Below are 16815 nucleotides of genomic sequence, written 5' to 3'. Positions count from 1 at the left end.
GGCCCGCATGAGCGACTCCCTTGATCTCAGCCTGGACGGTGTAGAACGCCGGTCACTGGCTGACTTCACCGAAAATGCCTACCTCAACTACTCCATGTACGTGATCATGGACCGTGCCTTGCCGCATATCGGCGACGGACTGAAACCGGTACAGCGGCGTATCGTCTACGCCATGAGCGAGCTGGGGCTGGACGCCGATTCCAAGCACAAGAAATCGGCGCGTACCGTCGGTGACGTGCTCGGTAAATTCCACCCCCACGGCGACTCGGCCTGCTACGAAGCCATGGTGCTGATGGCCCAGCCGTTCAGCTATCGCTACACGCTGGTCGACGGCCAGGGCAACTGGGGTGCGCCGGATGATCCCAAGTCCTTCGCCGCCATGCGTTACACCGAAGCGCGGCTGTCGCGTTATTCCGAAGTGCTGCTCAGCGAGCTGGGCCAGGGCACGGCGGACTGGGGGCCGAACTTCGACGGCACGCTGGACGAGCCGCTAGTCCTGCCGGCCCGTTTGCCGAACATCCTGCTCAACGGTACCACCGGCATCGCCGTGGGCATGGCCACCGACGTGCCGCCGCACAACCTGCGCGAAGTCGCCACGGCGTGCGTGCGTTTGCTCGATGAGCCCAAGGCCACGGTCGAACAGCTCTGTGAGCACATCCAGGGCCCGGATTACCCGACCGAAGCGGAAATCATCACCCCGCGCGCCGACCTGCTGAAAATCTACGAAACCGGTCGCGGCTCGGTTCGCATGCGCGCCGTGTATCACATCGAAGACGGCGACATCATCGTCACCGCGTTGCCGCATCAGGTCTCGGGCGCCAAGGTGCTGGAACAGATCGCCGCGATGATGCAGGCCAAGCCGTCCAAGGCGCCGCAAATCGCCGACCTGCGCGACGAATCCGACCACGAAAACCCGTGCCGGATCGTGATCATTCCGGGGGCGCGCAAGAACTTCGACCACGATGCCTTGATGCAACACCTGTTCGCCAGCACCGAGCTGGAGTCGAGCTACCGGGTCAACATCAACATCATCGGCCTGGACGGCAAGCCGCAGCTGAAAAACCTGCGCGCGCTGCTGGTCGAATGGCTGGAATTCCGGGTGCAGACCGTGCGTCGTCGCCTGCAATTCCGCCTCGACAAGGTTGAGCGTCGCCTGCACCTGTTGGACGGTTTGCTGATTGCCTACCTCAACCTGGATGAAGTGATCCACATCATCCGTACCGAGGAACAGCCACGGGCCAAACTGATCGAACGCTTCGCCCTGAGCGAGATCCAGGCCGACTACATCCTCGACACCCGTTTGCGTCAGCTGGCGCGACTGGAAGAGATGAAGCTGCGTGCCGAGCAGGATGAACTGCTCAAGGAACAAGCCAAGCTGCAAGCCCTGCTGAGCAGCGAAGCCAAGTTGAAGAAGCTGGTGCGCACCGAGCTGATCAAGGACGCCGAAACCTACGGCGACGACCGCCGTTCGCCGATTGTCGAGCGCGCCGAAGCCAAGGCCCTGACCGAACACGATCTGCTGCCGAACGAGAAAGTGACGGTAGTGCTGTCGGAAAAAGGCTGGATTCGCTCCGCCAAAGGCCACGAGATCGATGCCACCGGGCTTTCCTACAAGGCCGGGGACGGTTTCAAGGCGCTGGCCGCCGGGCGCTCCAACCAGTTTGCCGTGTTTATCGACTCCACCGGCCGCAGTTACTCGGTGGCCGCCCACACCTTGCCGTCGGCCCGTGGCCAGGGCGAACCGCTGACCGGTCGCCTGACGCCGCCGCCGGGAGCGAGTTTCGAATGCGTGCTGATGCCCGAAGACGATGCGTTGTACGTGATCGCCTCCGACGCCGGCTACGGTTTCGTGGTCAAGGGCGAGGACCTGCAAGCCAAGAACAAGGCGGGCAAGGCCCTGTTGAGCCTGCCGAACAACGCCAAAGTCATGCTGCCGCGCCCTGTGGCCGATCGTGAGCAGAACTGGCTGGCATCGGTGACGACCGAAGGTCGCCTGTTGATCTTCAAGATCAGCGACCTGCCACAATTAGGGAAAGGCAAAGGCAACAAGATCATCGGGATTCCCGGTGAGCGAGTGGCCAGTCGCGAAGAGTATGTGACGGACATCGCCGTATTGCCGGACGGTGCAACCTTGGTGTTGCAGGCCGGGAAACGTACCTTGTCACTGAAAGCGGACGACCTCGAACACTACAAAGGTGAACGTGGCCGTCGTGGCAACAAGCTGCCGCGTGGCTTCCAGAGGGTAGATGCGCTGCTCGTCGAAAACCTCAATTAGGCGACATAGAAGCGCCGAACTACGAATTAACCCGTAGTTCGGCGCTTTGCGCTGGAGTCGGAACGCATATTCACGGATGATATGGCCTTTCAAGCGCCGGCACTGCCGCGCGTTCTTCATATTTATTGAGTATTTTCACTGTGATCAGCCTTTTATTGATCACCTGGATGGGACGATGACTGCTCTGCGCCTTCCTTTTATTCTTATGCTCGCCGGCATTCTTGGCCTGGCGGGTTGCAGCGTTCACCAACCGGTGTCGTTGTATCAGCTGGACGCTGGAAACCCGGTTCAGCCTGCACAGAACGCGGGCATGGCGGTATTGTTGGGTCCGGTCACCGTGGCCGACTACCTGCAGCGCGAAACCCTGTTGCAGCGTCAGCCGGATGGCAGCTTGCAAGCATCGACCGACGGTCGTTGGGCCGGCAGCCTTTCGTCGGATATCGATCAGTTGCTGCTGCGTCAGGTCGCGGGTCACCTGGACAGCCAGCGCGTAGTGCTGGCCCCGGCAACATTGGGCTTCACCCCGGACGTTCAGGTGCTGCTGACCATCACGCGCCTTGATTCGGGTGCAAAGCAACCGGCGATCCTCGATGCGCAATGGCGCCTGATCGACCGTCGCGGGCAGGTCCGTGATAATCGCATCATCCATTTGCAGGAACAGCATGCCGGTAGTACGGCGGCTCAGGTCCAGGCACAGGGCGTGTTGTTGCAGCGCCTGGCCGAGCAACTGTCGGTGGCGCTCAAGCCGCTGGCCAATCAGCCACCGATCGCCGAAGCCCCGCGTAAAGCGCCAGCCAAGGCGGCTGCACCTGCGGTAGAACAGGAAAAGCAGCCGAAGATCCCGATGGCCGCGCCTATTCGTACGGATATGGAAGTGTTCCGCTTCTAAGCCAGAGCTGAAGCTGTTCCCCCAATAAAGCCCGCCTTGTGCGGGCTTTATTGTTTCTGCCGGCTGGGGATATCTGGCGTCAGTTCCGGCCTCTTCGCTGGCAAGCCAGCTCCCACAGTGTCCATGTCGTACACAAATTATGTGAACGCCCCTGAACCTGTGGGAGCGGGCTTGCCCGCGAAGGCGTCATGACAGGCAACAAAAAAGCCCGCAGACGATCACTCATCTGCGGGCTTCATCGTGGCCGGGCCTAAGGTTTAAGCCCGGCGCTCGTGCATTCGCGCCAGTTGCCGCTCAAGCATCGATGGATACGGCTCCATCAACCGCTCCACGCAGCACGCGCCCTCTGGGCTGGCAATCGGGCGGATCCGTGCGCGCTGACGGATCAAGGCGTCGTCGCTGATCTTGCGTTCCACCAGCAGCAGGTTGCGGCTGTGTTGCGACAGGGCCAGGGCGTCCAGGGCAGGGTCGGTCAGCAGCAGGTCGATCTGGCTCAGGCCGAACAGTTCGTCGCCCAGAGTCAGGCCCAGCTGCAATTGCAGGGTGATGCCGCTGTCCGCGACTTCGATCTGCAACTGGTGGCCCAGGGCCCGCAACAGCTCGCCACAGCAAATGGCGTTGGTCAGGTAATCGTCGCCGCTGTCTTCGGTGTGGAACAGCATCAGCGTGCTGCCATCGTTCAAGGTCTCCACTTCGCCTTGATACAGCGATGCGGCCTGGTCGAGGCAATCGCGATAACGCTCCAGCAGTTCTTCAAGGCGCGCCCGCGGCAGGCGGCGCAGTTGCTCCTGGGAACCCAGTTGCACCGCCAGTACCGCGCTGTGTTGTGGCACGCTCGGCGTAGCCTTGCGAATCACCGGTTGCGGGGTGCTGTCCAGTGCCTCGTCGCGCAGGTCGGCGAACGGGTCTTCGTCATCGTCGTCTTCGACGGTGCTGACGATCTGCCGTGGCGCTGGCTTGAGCGCCGCTACCGGGCGGCTTTCGTCGAAACTCGGATCGCGCAGGTTACGGACTTCGAAGGCCGGGTCGGTCTCGTCATCGACGTCGTCGAATTCCGGCTCCGGTTCCGGCACAGGGGCGGGCTCCGGGGCGAAGTTGGCGTGCAACTGACGCGCCAGGTCGCCGATTTCGTCCTGGCGGTCGGTGGCCGGGGTGTATTCGTCGATATTGCGCAGCCACACCCGCAATTGCAGCAGGGGTGTTGAGAGATACCGCCCCATGCGCAGGCTCAGGGCCAAAGACAGGGCCAGCAGGATCGCGCTGAGGATGCCCATGCTTTGCAGGCTTATGGTCATCGGCTGCTGGAACTGGTCCATGTCCAGACTGATGCGCAATTGCCCGGCGGTCACGTCCTGGAAGGTGATCTTGCTCTGGTACATGCCTTCGGCCTCGCCCAGCAGGCCATGCTTGGGACGCTGGCCGGATTCGGCAAGGATGCGGTTGTCCGGACTGTAGATGGCGGCGTGGGCCACCAGCTTGTTCTTGGTCAGGTTATTGAGCAGCACATTGAGGCTGAGGATGTCGTTGGACACCAACAGCTCCGTGGCCGAAGTGGCCGTCTGCGTCGTCAGGCTTTCGCCCAGCGCATCCGCCTGCTCGTGCATGGCCTGCTTGAACTGCAGGCCCATCACGCCGGCATAGATGACCAGGGCCAGGGCGACCAGGATCACGTTATGGCTGGCGATGCGCAATGCAATCGGTACACGGCGGTGGCGCAGTGCCCGGAAGATCAGCAGGAAGAAGTTATCGGTTTTTACTGGCGTAGGCCGGTTCACTTGAGCTCGGCTCTTTTGTCCGTGAAGTTGACGCGCAGTATAGCGACAGGCCCTAGACCGTCAAAGCGCTCACGGTGCCCGATGGTCACTGAAAGTGGGTAGAATGCGGTTTTTTTCCACCTGCGGGGGTGCGCCTTGCGCGAAATCGTCCTGATAAACATCACGGGAGTCGACCGTCCGGGTCTGACTGCGGCCATTACCGGCGTTCTGGCCCAGGGTGGTGTGAACATTCTCGACATCGGTCAGGCGGTGATCCACGACACCTTGTCGTTCGGCATCCTGGTTGAAATTCCCGACACCGAGCAAGGCAAGTCCGTGCTCAAGGACATCCTGTTCAAGGGCTACGAGCTCGATCAACAGGTGCGTTTCACACCGGTGTCCGAGCAGGATTACCAGCAGTGGGTCGGCAACCAGGGCAAAAAGCGCCACATCGTGACCCTGTTGACCCGCAAGGTGACAGCCGGGCAGTTGCAGGCCGTAAGTTCGATCACCGCCAAATATGGCCTGAACATTGACCACATCGATCGTCTGTCCGGGCGCATGCCGCTGGACACCCCGGCCGACAAGGGCAAGGGCTGCATCGAGTTTTCCGTGCGTGGCGAGGCGGCTGATCCGCAGGCGCTGCGGGCCGAGTTCCTCAGCGTCGCCCAGGAACTGAACGTCGATATCGCCTTCCAGGAAGATTCGCTGTTCCGTCGGAACCGTCGTCTGGCGGTGTTCGACATGGACTCGACCCTGATCGAAGCCGAAGTGATCGACGAACTGGCCAAGGCGGCTGGCGTGGGTGACAAGGTTTCGGAAATCACTGAGCGTGCAATGGCCGGCGAGCTGGATTTTCGCGCCAGCTTCAAGGAACGCCTGGCCTTGCTCAAAGGTCTGGACGTCAATGTGCTGGATTCCATCGGTGCTTCGTTGCGCCTGACCGAAGGCGCGGAAACCCTGTTCGCCGAACTCAAGCGCCTGGGCTACAAGACCGCGATCCTGTCGGGTGGCTTCACCTACTTCGCCAAGCAACTGCAGGCCAAGCTGGGAATCGACTATGTGTTCGCCAACGAGTTGGAAGTGATCGACGGCAAAGTCACCGGCGTAGCGGTCGAGCCGATTGTCGATGCGCAGCGCAAGGCGGATTTGCTGAAGGAACTGGCACACAAGGAAGGCTTGCGCCTGGAGCAGACCATTGCGGTCGGCGACGGTGCCAATGACTTGCCGATGCTGGCGATTGCCGGGTTGGGCGTAGCGTTCCGCGCCAAGCCGCTGGTCAAACAGTCGGCCAAGCAGGCCATTTCGACGCTGGGCCTGGATGGCGTGCTGTACCTGCTGGGCTTCCGCGATCGCGACGGCCAGCTGTAACACCGCAAAACACCTGTAGGAGCGAGCCTGCTCGCGATGAACCTGAGAGCAACGCGGGCATTCAGGAAACCCGCGTCATCGTTAACGTCCATCGCGAGCAGGCTCGCTCCTACAGTGAATGGCGGTTGTCTATCAGGCCTTTGGCGAACCCATACCCTGACCCATCTGCACTGCTGTACCGGCAGTCATTTCTTCAGCCCACTTCACCTGATCCGGCCCGAACAGCACGACAGCGGTCGAACCCAGTTTGAAGCGGCCCAGTTCCGCACCTTTTTCCAGATGGATCGGCGCGCGAGCGGCTTCGTCGTAGCGGAAGGTTTTCAGCTCGCGTTTCGGCGGCGTGACCAGGCCGGCCCAGACGGTTTCAATCGAAGCCACGATCATCGCGCCCACCAGCACCACGGCCATCGGCCCGCGCTCAGTGTCGAAAATGCATGCCACGCGCTCGTTGCGGGCGAACAGTTCCGGAACGTTTTCAGCGGTGGTCTGGTTGACCGAGAACAGACGGCCCGGGATGTAGACCATTTCGCGCAGGGTGCCGGCCAGCGGCATGTGCACGCGGTGGTAGTCCTTCGGCGACAGGTAGATGGTCGCGAAGTCACCGCCCATGAACGGTGCAGCATTCGCCGCATCGCCACCCAACAGTTCCAGCACGCTGAAGCTGTGGCCCTTGGCCTGGAACACGCGACCGTGCTCGATCGGGCCGAGCTGGCTGATCGCGCCGTCGGCCGGGCTGAGGATCGCGCCCGGCGTTTCGTCCAGAGGACGGGCACCGTCTTTCAGTGCGCGGGTGAAGAACGCGTTGAAGTGCTCGTAGGCAGTCAGGTCTTCGACCAGCGCCTGGGACATGTCCACCTGATAGCGCTTGGCGAACCAGGCGGTAAAGGCATTCTTGAACCAGCGCACGCGGCATTCGGCGATGCAGCCGGCCAGTCGCGAGAGCAAGTTGTGGGGCAGCAGGTACTGGCCGAGGAGAAACAGACGCTTGTTCATTAACAGTCCTTAAAAAATCTTAAATTTCTACCGGGGTATCGGGATGGTTGCCCCATTCGCCCCAAGAGCCAGCGTAGCCCTTGACTCGCGGATAACCGAGAGCCTTGGCCACCAGATAGGTGAAGCCAGAACGGTGGTGGGTCTGGCAGTGGGTAATCACTTCTTTGTCTTTGCTGATCCCGAGTTGTTCGAGGATCTGCGGCATGTCGGTGCGGATGCGCAACTGGCGTGCCCGATCCATGCCGGCGGTCCATTCGAAATTGACCGCGCCGGGAATGTGCCCGCCCTTGGCCGCCAGGACTTTCTCGCCGGAATACTCCAGCGGCCCGCGTGCGTCCCAGATGGCCAGGTCGGCAGCACCGAGCCGGCTTTGCAGGTATTCGCGGGTGGCGGTGGGTTCGTCGTGCAGGGTCAGAGAAACCGGGCCGCCCACGGCTGGCGGGATCTGGATCGACATGGGCAAGCCTTCTGCCAGCCAGGCCGTCAGGCCGCCGTCGACATAGTGGTACTTGCTGTGGCCGATGACATCCAGCAGCCAGATAAAGCGTCCGGCCCAACCGCCGCCTTCGTCGTCATACACCACGTACACCGCATCGGGGTTGTGTCCCAGCTCGCCAAACAGCGCTTCGAGCGCTGCCTGCGGGGGCATCAGTCCCGGGGCGGGGGCCTGCCCCAGTTGCGTGCGTTTCGGATCGACAAAGCGTGCGCCGGGAATGTGTCCCTCGGCGTAGCGGGCGGGACTGGTCAAGTCCACCAGAATCAGTTCGCGGGCGTCGAGGCGAGGGAGCAAGTCGCTCGGTTCGATCACCAGCGGCAAGCCAGAGAAGTCAGACATGTGAGGTCTCCAGAGCACAAAAGGGAGGATTGTAGCGCAGCCTTATTGGCCGCGGTGGCTAAAGCTATGCAGGGCTTTTTCGATGCACTGCGCGGTTTTGCCGAAGGCCTGTACGGAAATTTCCGAAAACGGCCCGCCGCCCTGGTCCGCCACGACGATCATGATCACCCGGCCATTATTGACCAGCGAGCGCAGCAGCAGGTGTTCGCCGCTGAACTGTGAGCGCAGGCTGTTGGGCAGCAGGGCCGAGAATTGCGCGTTGTTGGCCGGCGTCAGGCGGACCTGGGCCTGTTGCGCGAGCAGGCGTTGCAACACGTTGCTCTGGCTGACCACGAAGTTCAGCCCGGCCGTTTCCTTCGGCAGGCCGGCCGTCTGGTGCACGCGCAGGTTGGCATGGGTACGGTCGGCCATCAGGATCATCACCCGACGCATGCCGCAGGCTGCAAGGGCGTCCCGGGCGGCGATGGTCAAGTGCATGGCGTTGGTGAAACGACTCGGCTCGGCCAGCAATTCGGCGCATTGCTTGCGCCATTTCGCCAGATCTTCGGCAGTGGGGGCCGCGGCCGGCAGCAGTCCGGCGTGGATACGGTTCATGCCCCACGGCCAGATCAGCGATTCGGCGGGGTGCCAGAGGTCGGGCATGGCGTGATGGCGCGCGCTGTTGGCGGCTTGCTGGTGCAGTTGTTGTTGCACCTCATCCATCGGCATTTGCAGGTAAAGGCTGGTCAGGTACTGCCAGCGTTCACTGTGCGGGCTGTCCCAAGCGTGTTGTGCCGACAGCGCCAGCCCGTTGGCCAGCAGCACCGTATTGGCCGGTTGATTGAGCCAGCGGCGCAGGGTCGGATCGTCATCGAGGCGGTTCTGCTGGCGCAACGGGTGCTCGCTGTCACGGGCGATGCGCAGGACTTTCACCAGCTCCCGCTGCTCGGTGAGTAACAGTCGATAGCCCTGTTGCACCCAGATCGGCAAGCGCCAGATCTCTACCAGCGCCTGGCCGATGTCCAGCAGGCGTACGCCAAACAGTTGCATTTCGACTTTACGTGCCGACTCACCTTTATGGATGACCCGCAGTTCCCAGTCTGCGAGCAGTTTTGGATGGGTCAGCGCCAAAGGCCACAGGGGCGAAAGAAACAGCAGGCTACCCCAGTGGATGTCCTGCCACAGGCGCGCCAGGCGGCTGGCAAAAAAACCATTGGCCTGTTGCGTGGCGTGCTGGCTGATCATCTGCAGCTGACGCAAGGCTTTGGGGATTTCGGACTGGGGTTCGGCGGGCAGGCGAGCGAGCAGCTCTTCGGTGCGCTTCAAACCGAGGCGATTGATCGCTATCTCGAGGTTTTCCGCCGGCTCGGCCATACCGCCGTGGGTGTGCCGGTTGGCTTCGCGAATCACGCTCAAGGCCAGGGCGGGGCTGCCTTGCATGAGGTCGGCGATATCGCGCAGCGAGCTGCGATTGTCGCGGATGGCCTTGCAGACCCGGTCGTGGCTGGCTTGCGGAACCGGCAGGCGCACGCCATCGAGCAGCTTGACCCAGCCTTCGAGCGTCGTCGGTTTTGGTGTTGGAACGTTCGTTTCGTTAACCATGGTGGGAGGCGATCATCGTCAACAATACCTGTGCCCGGAAGGGGTCAAATTAGCTTTTCGCCTGAACTGGCTATAGTCTGGCGCAGTTTTGCCGATAAGTAGAAGAAGAGATTTTTTAACTTCCGAATATGACCTTGAACCCGACTCAGTAAGTGCTCTCCTAACCTATGGCTAAAATTATCGGCATCATCGTCGTATTCGCGAGCGTGCTCGGCGGATACGTGCTTTCCCACGGCAAGATTGCCGCTCTGATCCAGCCTTTCGAGGTGATGATCATCGGTGGTGCGGCCCTCGGCGCCTTCTTGCAGGCCAACCCCGGCTACATGACGATGCACGTGCTCAAGAAGTCCCTGAGCATGTTCAGTTCGCGTTTCAACCACGCCTTTTACCTTGAAGTGCTGGGCCTGATCTACGAGATCCTCAACAAGAGCCGCCGCGAAGGCATGATGGCCATCGAAGGCGACATCGAAGATGCCGCCGCGAGCCCGATCTTCGCCAAGTACCCGACGGTCCTCAAGGACGAACGCATGACCGCGTTCATCTGTGATTACCTGCGCATCATGTCCTCCGGCAACATGGCCCCGCACGAGCTGGAAGGCCTGTTCGACATGGAGCTGTTCAGCCTCAAGGAAGACCTGGAACACCCATCCCACGCAGTCAACGGCATCGCCGACGCCATGCCCGGTTTCGGTATCGTCGCGGCGGTACTGGGTATCGTGGTGACCATGGCCTCGCTGGGTGAGGGCGACCAGAAGTCCATCGGCCTGCACGTCGGTGCGGCACTGGTCGGTACCTTCTTCGGTATTCTCGCCGCCTACGGCTTCTTTGGCCCGCTGGCCCACTCCCTGGCCCACGATGCCAAGGAGGAGCTGAACGTCTACGAAGCCATCAAGGCCTCGCTGGTGGCTTCGGCTTCCGGCATGCCGCCATCGCTGGCCGTAGAGTTCGGACGCAAGGTCCTGTACCCGGCGCACCGTCCAAGCTTCGCCGAGCTGGAACAAGCGGTTCGCGGTCGATAGTGCTCTGTTTCGCAAATACGTTCCTTTTTTGGCGAGTGACTGTTGTTGCCAGACAAGGCGCCGCGACGAGTCATAGCCCGCTATGGCGAGGAGCGGCAACGCCGTATGGCGACAACAGGCACCGTCAAAAAGGAACAGTATTTGTGAGACAGAGCACTCTGTATGGAAAATAATCAGCCGATAATCATCAAGCGCGTCAAACGCATCGCCGGCGGGCATCACGGGGGCGCGTGGAAAATCGCCTTCGCCGACTTCGCTACGGCGATGATGGCGTTCTTCCTGGTGTTGTGGCTGCTGTCCACCGCCACGCCGGAACAGAAGATTGCCATCGCCGGTTACTTCAAGGACCCGATCGGCTTTTCCGAAAGCGGCACGCCGTACATCATCGATCTGGGCGGCACGCCGACCCTGGCGCCGGAAAACACCCTCAACCCCGAGGTGAAGTCCCAGCCGCAGCCGGACAAGGTCACCATCGATACCGACCAGGTCGAAGGCATGGCCGAGCAGGTCGAAAAAGAGCGCCTCGAGTTGTTGCTGCAGGAACTGCAGAACAAGGTCGAAGAAAACCCGCAGATGCAGAAGTTCAAGGACCAGATCCTGTTCGAAATCACTCAGGACGGCCTGCGCATCCAGATCATGGACGCGGAAAACCGCCCGATGTTCGACTCGGGCTCGGCTCGCTTGAAACCGTATTTCGAAGACATCCTGCTGGCCATGGCCGACACCATCAAGGCGGTGCCGAACAAGATCAGCATCAGCGGCCACACCGATGCCAAGCCATACACCGGCACCGGTGATTTCGGTAACTGGGAACTCTCGGCCAACCGTGCCAACGCCGCACGGCGTGCGCTGGTGGCGGGCAGCTATCCGGATGCACAGGTGGCGCGCGTGGTCGGTTATGCCTCGTCGGCGTTGTTCGATCGCGAACATCCGTTCAACCCGGTCAACCGCCGTATCGACATCGTGGTGCTGACCAAGAAAGCCCAGCGGGCCATCGAAGGCTCGCAAGGCGCGGAGCCTGCTCCCGATGCACCGCAAGGTTCGGCTGCACCAGGCGCGGCACCGACCGTGCCGGTCGACCCGAACGCGTTGCCGGCGGACAAGGAACCGTTGCCGGCCCACGAACTGCGCGAGCGTTTGAACCTGTTTGATGATCCGGCACCGAAACCGGGTGAGCCAGCCAAACCGGCTGAACCGCCCAAGCAGTGACCGACAAAAAAGCCGACAGTGGTGTCGGCTTTTTTGTGCGGCTTTCACTGGTTTGGAGGCCGCCAGGGGGGGGGCACGATCCCCTGTAGGAGCCAGCTTGCTGGCGATGGTCGTCAACGATAGCGCGTGCTGTCTGAATCCACTCGGCGTACTGGAGTCCATCGCCAGCAAGCTGGCTCCTACAGATGATGGGGTGAGAGAAACCCCGACCGGTCAAGAAGACGGATCGGGGAGCAGAGTGACTCAGAAGCCGCGGATGATTCGGGACTTGAGGTCGGAGTGGAAGCGATCCGCATTGGACTTGTTGACGCTGCGCACCGACTCGCTACCGGTCACCGAATCCAGTGCCATCGAGCGCTTGAGCGTCGCTTCATTGCGATAGGCATCGATAAAGAACTCGATGTCCCGGTCGCTGGTCAGCTTCGGCCATTTGTCCAGGTACAGCGGCAGTTCGGTCGGGCCGGTCTTGAACGAGCAGATGCGTCGGTTGGTGATGGTTGCCTCGCCGATTTCGAACGGCACCCACCAGGACAGCGCGGTTTTCTCCGAGACCACCGCCAGCAGGTGCGTGCATTCACTGATGTTGCGGGTGATCACCCCAGTGATGTCGTCGGTGGTCTGGGATTCGGCATCCAGCACATCGAGGTAGGTCTTGATGTTGGCCTGGATCAAGCGCCCGTTGATCTTGACCGCGTGGGCGCGGTCCATGTGGCGGTAGCTGATAAACACTGGCATCAGAAATGTCCCTTGATCGCGAGTTCGCGGTAATAGGCGCCGAGGGCGGTGAGGCGGCAGCCGGTGGAGTGGATGGCGGCGTAGTACATATGCTCGGCGTCCACCGGTTCGACCAGGCTGTGGCGGTTGCACTTTTGCAACTGGGCGAAGACGTCGCCGTGCTCCGGGTTGAATTCGGGCTCGGTGGGCTCAAAGCTGGGGGCGAGGGGGTACACCGACTCCGCTTCGGCAAACCATTCGGGGAGTTTGCGCAGGATTTCCTTGGGGATCAGCGGTGACACTTCGCGCAGGGAAATGAACTGCGAGACGTTGGTCTTGAACACCGGGCGCTGTTCCCAGGCGTCGAGGGCGTTGTCGACAAACGAATAGAGGCTGCCGGGTGTGATCTTGCCCAGGATGTTCGCTGCTCCGCCGTGCAGGGCCTGGAGCAATAGTCCGGTGAACACGCCGTGTTGCCCGCCCTCCATCGCCGGCTCTTCCTTTTTGCAGGCGGTCAGAATGGTCATGCCTTCGCCGACCACGCTGCCCTCACTGCGCAAGGCGCGCAGTTCGCCGGCCGAGCCGCTCTGGCAACAATCGAGGATGATCACTTTGTTTTTGATCTTCGTGGCCTTGCTCGCCCAGTTGAGAATGTCGCTGAGGCGAATCCCGTCCTTGGCGCTCTTGTAATCCTGCGGGATCAACATGCCTTCGTCGGTGTCGGTGTCGAAGCTGCCGTGGCCGGCGAAATACAGCAGCGCGACATTGCAGTCCCCGGAAAACAGTTCGCGGATCTGGTCTTCGAGCTTTTCCCGGCTCAGGTAGTCCTCGGCGGAGGTCAGCACGATGTTCTTGAAGTTCGGATCGCCATTGGCGTCGGTCTTCAGCACGGAAGCCATGGCCATGGCGTCATTGCTGCAACCGCTCAGCCGCGAAACGTGGGTGTAGTCGTTGATGCCGATAAACAGTCCCTTGCGCATGGTTACACCGCCGTGTGCTGGCGAATGGCGCTGATGATGCTGTTGGTGTTCCAGGCACACTCGGCATGTGCCGCCTCACGTACTACCGTGGAAATCCGCTCGGCGCCGAACGGTTTGATCGCAATGATCACCTTGCCCATGCGCTTGGCGATCTCGATTTCCTTGTTGATCCACTTGCTGTAGGTGGAATACATCCCGGCCATGATCAATACCGCCGAACACGGACGGATCTTGTTTTCGATGGCCTCCTCAAGTTGTTTGTCGGTTTTCGCGCCGACAATCGGGTTGTCCGGTGGCACCGAAAAATTCTTGTAGGTGAAACCGGGCTTGGCGTTGAGCAGACGCACAAGATTGTCGTGGGCGTCGGAGTAGTTCCACGAGTGGCTGATGAACAGATGGTAGGTTTGCATGGGTGTCCCTCGGTGTCGCTTGAGTGCGAAGAGGGTTTGAAACTAGGCGATTGCAGGGCGGCTACAAGAGGTCGGCGCGGAAAGAGAAATGCCCTACAAGCGAGTGTGCGCACGTCTTACAGAAAGGTCTGACGTTTAAGCGGGGGAAGATCCAGCCGCCGACCACCCCGCGTAAGCCGGGCGGTCGGCACGTCTGTTTAGTAGCCGTTTTCCGGCAGGCTGGCGATGATCGAGCGGTAGCTGTTCATCCGTTGCTGCTGCACGCGGCCATCTTCAAGGGCCTTGAGCAGGGCGCAACCGGGTTCGCGGTCATGCTTGCAGTCGCGGAAGCGGCAGGTGCCCAGCAAGTCGTTGAACTCGATGAAGCCGGCTTCGACGTCGGCACGGCTGACGTGGCCCAGGCCGAATTCGCGGATACCCGGGGAGTCGATCAACTCACCGCCGCCGGGGAAGTGGAACAACCGCGCGGTAGTGGTGGTGTGGGTGCCCTGGCCGGACAGCTCGGACAGCGGGCCGACGCGGGTCTCGACATCCGGCAGCAGGCTGTTGACCAGCGACGACTTGCCGACACCGGACTGGCCGACGAACACGCTGATGCGTCCGTCCAGTTGCGTCTGCAACTGCTCCATACCGTTACCGTGATGCGCCGACACTTCCAGCACCGGGTAACCGAGGGTGCGGTATACGGCGAGCAAGGCATTCAGCGCAGGGGCGTTGTTTTCGTCGATCAAGTCGAATTTGTTCAGCAGCAGCAGCGGCTTGATGCCCGCATGTTCGGCCGCCACCAGGTAGCGGTCGATCAGGTTGGCGTGGGGCTCGGGCAGCGGTGCAAACACGATGACGATCATGTCGACGTTGGCCGCCACCGGCTTGAGCTGACCACGGCTGTCCGGGCGGCACAGCTCGGTGTTGCGCGGCAGTTGCGCCACGATCACGCCGATGCCCTGGTTGCCGGCGCGCCACACCACCTGATCACCGGTCACCAGCGCCGGCAGGTTCGCGCGCAGGTGGCAACGGAACACCTGGCCGGCCAGTTCGCCGTCGCGGGCCTCGACCTCGACCTGCACACCGAAGTGCGCGATCACCAGACCGTGCTGTTCCGGGCCCAGATCGCCGCCCTCAAGTGCCTCGACAGCCGAGGACTCGCGTTTGGCGGCGCGGGCAGCGCGTTCGCCCTGAATCTTTTCGATGCGCCAGTTTTGGCGGCGATTGAGTTGGCGTTTGGCCATGGGTGTTCCGTATAAAGAATGCAGCGATTAGGTAAAACGGCCGCGAGTTTAGCACGCCCGGCCACCGGCCTAGGCTAAACTGCGCAGCATTGCTTAGGAGCCGAACATGCAAAATCCGCAGAATCTGATCTGGATCGACCTGGAAATGACCGGTCTGAACCCTGATACCGACGTCATCATCGAAATGGCCACCATCGTCACCGACAGTGACCTGAACACCCTGGCCGAAGGCCCGGTGATCGCCATTCACCACAGCGACGAAATCCTCGCCGGCATGGACGAGTGGAACACCCGTCAGCATGGTGGTTCCGGGCTGACCCAGCGGGTTCGCGATAGCCGTATCAGCATGGCCGAAGCCGAAGCCGAAACCATCGCCTTCCTGGAGAAGTGGGTGCCGAAGGGCAAATCGCCGATCTGCGGCAACAGCATTTGCCAGGACCGTCGCTTCCTTTATACCCACATGAAATCCCTGGAAAGCTATTTCCACTACCGCAACCTCGACGTGTCCACGCTCAAAGAGCTGGCTGCGCGCTGGGCACCGGACGTGCGTGACAGCTTCAAGAAGGGCAGCACCCACCTGGCGCTGGACGACATCCGCGAATCCATCGCCGAGTTGCAGCACTACCGCAAGCATTTCATCAAGTTCTAATTCACGGTCGTCCACTCCGGCCCCATCGCGAGCAAGCTCGCTCCCACAGGTACATCGCCGCCCTGTGGGAGCGAGCTTGCTCGCGATGGCGTAGGCACAGTCGCCACCAGTGGTCTGGTAGCGCCCTCTTTTGGTGCTTGGGCGAAGTGGGTAGACTGCGCGCCTTTTCGCAAGGACCGCCACCATGTTGCTGATGCTCTACCTGATCGCCATCACCGCCGAAGCCATGACCGGCGCCCTGTCTGCCGGGCGTCGTGGCATGGACTGGTTTGGCGTGGTGCTGATCGCTTGCGTCACGGCACTGGGGGGCGGTTCGGTGCGCGATGTGCTACTCGGGCATTACCCGCTGACGTGGGTCAAACACCCGGAATACCTGGTGCTGACCACGGCTGCGGCGATGATTACCGTGTTCACGGCACGCTGGATGCGGCATTTGCGCTCACTGTTTCTGGTGCTCGATGCCATGGGGCTGGTGGCCTTCACCCTGATCGGCTGCATCACCGCCCTGGAAATGGGCCATGGCATGTTGGTCGCGTCGGTCAGCGGCGTGATCACCGGAGTATTTGGCGGCATCCTGCGGGACATTTTCTGCAACGATATTCCGCTGATCTTCCGGCGTGAGCTGTATGCCAGCGTCTCGTTTGCGGCGGCGTGGTGCTACATGCTCTGTCTGTACCTGAACTTGCCTGGGGAGCAGGCGATTCTGATCACCCTGTTCGGCGGTTTCCTGTTGCGCTTGTTGGCGATCCGTTTCCACTGGGAAATGCCCAAGTTCGTCTACAACGACGAAGCTTGACGCGGTCCCTTGTAGGAGCGAGCTCGCTCGCGATGAACCGGAGAGCTCCGCGGGCTACCAGGCTTGCCGCGTTATCGTTGACGTCCATCGTCGGAACGCCGCCCGGAGCAA

15 protein-coding genes are annotated in these 16815 nt (G+C 61.4%); 7 read left to right on the top strand and 8 right to left on the bottom strand.

The window, feature by feature from the left end; genetic code table 11:
• Positions 1-7: 7 nt before the first annotated feature.
• Positions 8-2275 carry a DNA topoisomerase IV subunit A gene (parC, locus tag Q8X48_RS03820; protein ID WP_015093214.1) on the top strand — a complete coding sequence of 756 codons (2268 nt, stop codon included), beginning with the start codon at positions 8-10 and terminating at the stop codon, positions 2273-2275.
• A gap of 175 nt (positions 2276-2450) precedes the next feature.
• On the top strand, positions 2451-3164 hold the full coding sequence (locus Q8X48_RS03815) for a PqiC family protein (RefSeq protein ID WP_407799716.1): 714 nt from the start codon (positions 2451-2453) through the stop codon (positions 3162-3164).
• Positions 3165-3421: 257 nt separating this feature from the next.
• On the opposite strand, the gene Q8X48_RS03810 is transcribed toward Q8X48_RS03815, so the two are convergent.
• Positions 3422-4939 carry an AhpA/YtjB family protein gene (locus Q8X48_RS03810; protein WP_407799714.1) on the bottom strand — a complete coding sequence of 506 codons (1518 nt, stop codon included), beginning with the start codon at positions 4937-4939 and terminating at the stop codon, positions 3422-3424.
• A 135-nt stretch (positions 4940-5074) separates the two neighbouring features.
• Between Q8X48_RS03810 and serB the strand changes: the two genes are divergently transcribed.
• A complete protein-coding gene (gene serB / locus Q8X48_RS03805; protein ID WP_407799712.1) occupies positions 5075-6289 on the top strand; it encodes a phosphoserine phosphatase SerB in 1215 nt (404 codons plus the stop codon).
• Between the two features lie 132 nt (positions 6290-6421).
• Here serB and asd read toward each other — a convergent pair whose 3' ends face one another.
• The 3 genes from asd to Q8X48_RS03790 are packed head-to-tail and all read right to left on the bottom strand — an operon-like array spanning position 6422 to position 9698.
• Positions 6422-7282 (bottom strand): archaetidylserine decarboxylase, encoded by an 861-nt coding sequence (gene asd / locus Q8X48_RS03800; protein ID WP_008048034.1) that lies wholly within the window; start codon positions 7280-7282, stop codon positions 6422-6424.
• A gap of 19 nt (positions 7283-7301) precedes the next feature.
• Entirely contained in the window at positions 7302-8117 is an 816-nt protein-coding gene (locus Q8X48_RS03795) for a rhodanese-like domain-containing protein (RefSeq protein WP_407799709.1), read from the bottom strand.
• 42 nt (positions 8118-8159) lie between these two features.
• Positions 8160-9698 carry an HDOD domain-containing protein gene (locus tag Q8X48_RS03790; RefSeq protein ID WP_407799707.1) on the bottom strand — a complete coding sequence of 513 codons (1539 nt, stop codon included), beginning with the start codon at positions 9696-9698 and terminating at the stop codon, positions 8160-8162.
• 167 nt (positions 9699-9865) lie between these two features.
• Here Q8X48_RS03790 and motA point away from each other — a divergent pair, with 167 nt between their 5' ends.
• Together motA and motB are read left to right on the top strand one after the other, a co-directional pair.
• Positions 9866-10717 carry a flagellar motor stator protein MotA gene (gene motA / locus Q8X48_RS03785; protein WP_015093220.1) on the top strand — a complete coding sequence of 284 codons (852 nt, stop codon included), beginning with the start codon at positions 9866-9868 and terminating at the stop codon, positions 10715-10717.
• A gap of 162 nt (positions 10718-10879) precedes the next feature.
• Complete coding sequence (gene motB / locus Q8X48_RS03780; RefSeq protein ID WP_407799705.1) at positions 10880-11926, top strand: flagellar motor protein MotB; 1047 nt, start codon at positions 10880-10882, stop codon at positions 11924-11926.
• Between the two features lie 243 nt (positions 11927-12169).
• Here motB and Q8X48_RS03775 read toward each other — a convergent pair whose 3' ends face one another.
• The 4 genes from Q8X48_RS03775 to rsgA form a co-directional block, all read right to left on the bottom strand.
• On the bottom strand, positions 12170-12661 hold the full coding sequence (locus Q8X48_RS03775) for a toll/interleukin-1 receptor domain-containing protein (RefSeq protein ID WP_407799703.1): 492 nt from the start codon (positions 12659-12661) through the stop codon (positions 12170-12172).
• On the bottom strand, positions 12661-13620 hold the full coding sequence (locus tag Q8X48_RS03770; protein WP_007978805.1) for a caspase family protein: 960 nt from the start codon (positions 13618-13620) through the stop codon (positions 12661-12663). Before Q8X48_RS03770 ends, Q8X48_RS03775 begins: the two co-directional genes overlap by 1 nt.
• Before the next feature lie 2 nt (positions 13621-13622).
• Positions 13623-14030, bottom strand: coding sequence for a TIR domain-containing protein (locus Q8X48_RS03765; protein ID WP_007978807.1), 408 nt, complete (start codon positions 14028-14030; stop codon positions 13623-13625).
• A gap of 197 nt (positions 14031-14227) precedes the next feature.
• The gene (gene rsgA / locus Q8X48_RS03760; RefSeq protein WP_007978809.1) at positions 14228-15259 is read right to left on the bottom strand and encodes a small ribosomal subunit biogenesis GTPase RsgA; all 1032 of its coding nucleotides are present in this window, start codon (positions 15257-15259) and stop codon (positions 14228-14230) included.
• Positions 15260-15365: 106 nt separating this feature from the next.
• Between rsgA and orn the strand changes: the two genes are divergently transcribed.
• Together orn and Q8X48_RS03750 are read left to right on the top strand one after the other, a co-directional pair.
• Entirely contained in the window at positions 15366-15908 is a 543-nt protein-coding gene (orn, locus tag Q8X48_RS03755; protein WP_007995036.1) for an oligoribonuclease, read from the top strand.
• Between the two features lie 184 nt (positions 15909-16092).
• Positions 16093-16704, top strand: a complete 612-nt coding sequence (locus Q8X48_RS03750) for a trimeric intracellular cation channel family protein (protein WP_007973246.1) — start codon at positions 16093-16095, stop codon at positions 16702-16704.
• Positions 16705-16815: the final 111 nt, after the last annotated feature.

Source organism: Pseudomonas sp. QLc11A (assembly GCF_052112305.1).
GTDB classification, from domain to species: domain Bacteria; phylum Pseudomonadota; class Gammaproteobacteria; order Pseudomonadales; family Pseudomonadaceae; genus Aquipseudomonas; species Aquipseudomonas laurylsulfatiphila.
The sequence above is the reverse complement of the archived record's forward strand: the minus strand, read 5'-3'. Positions and strand labels throughout refer to the sequence as shown.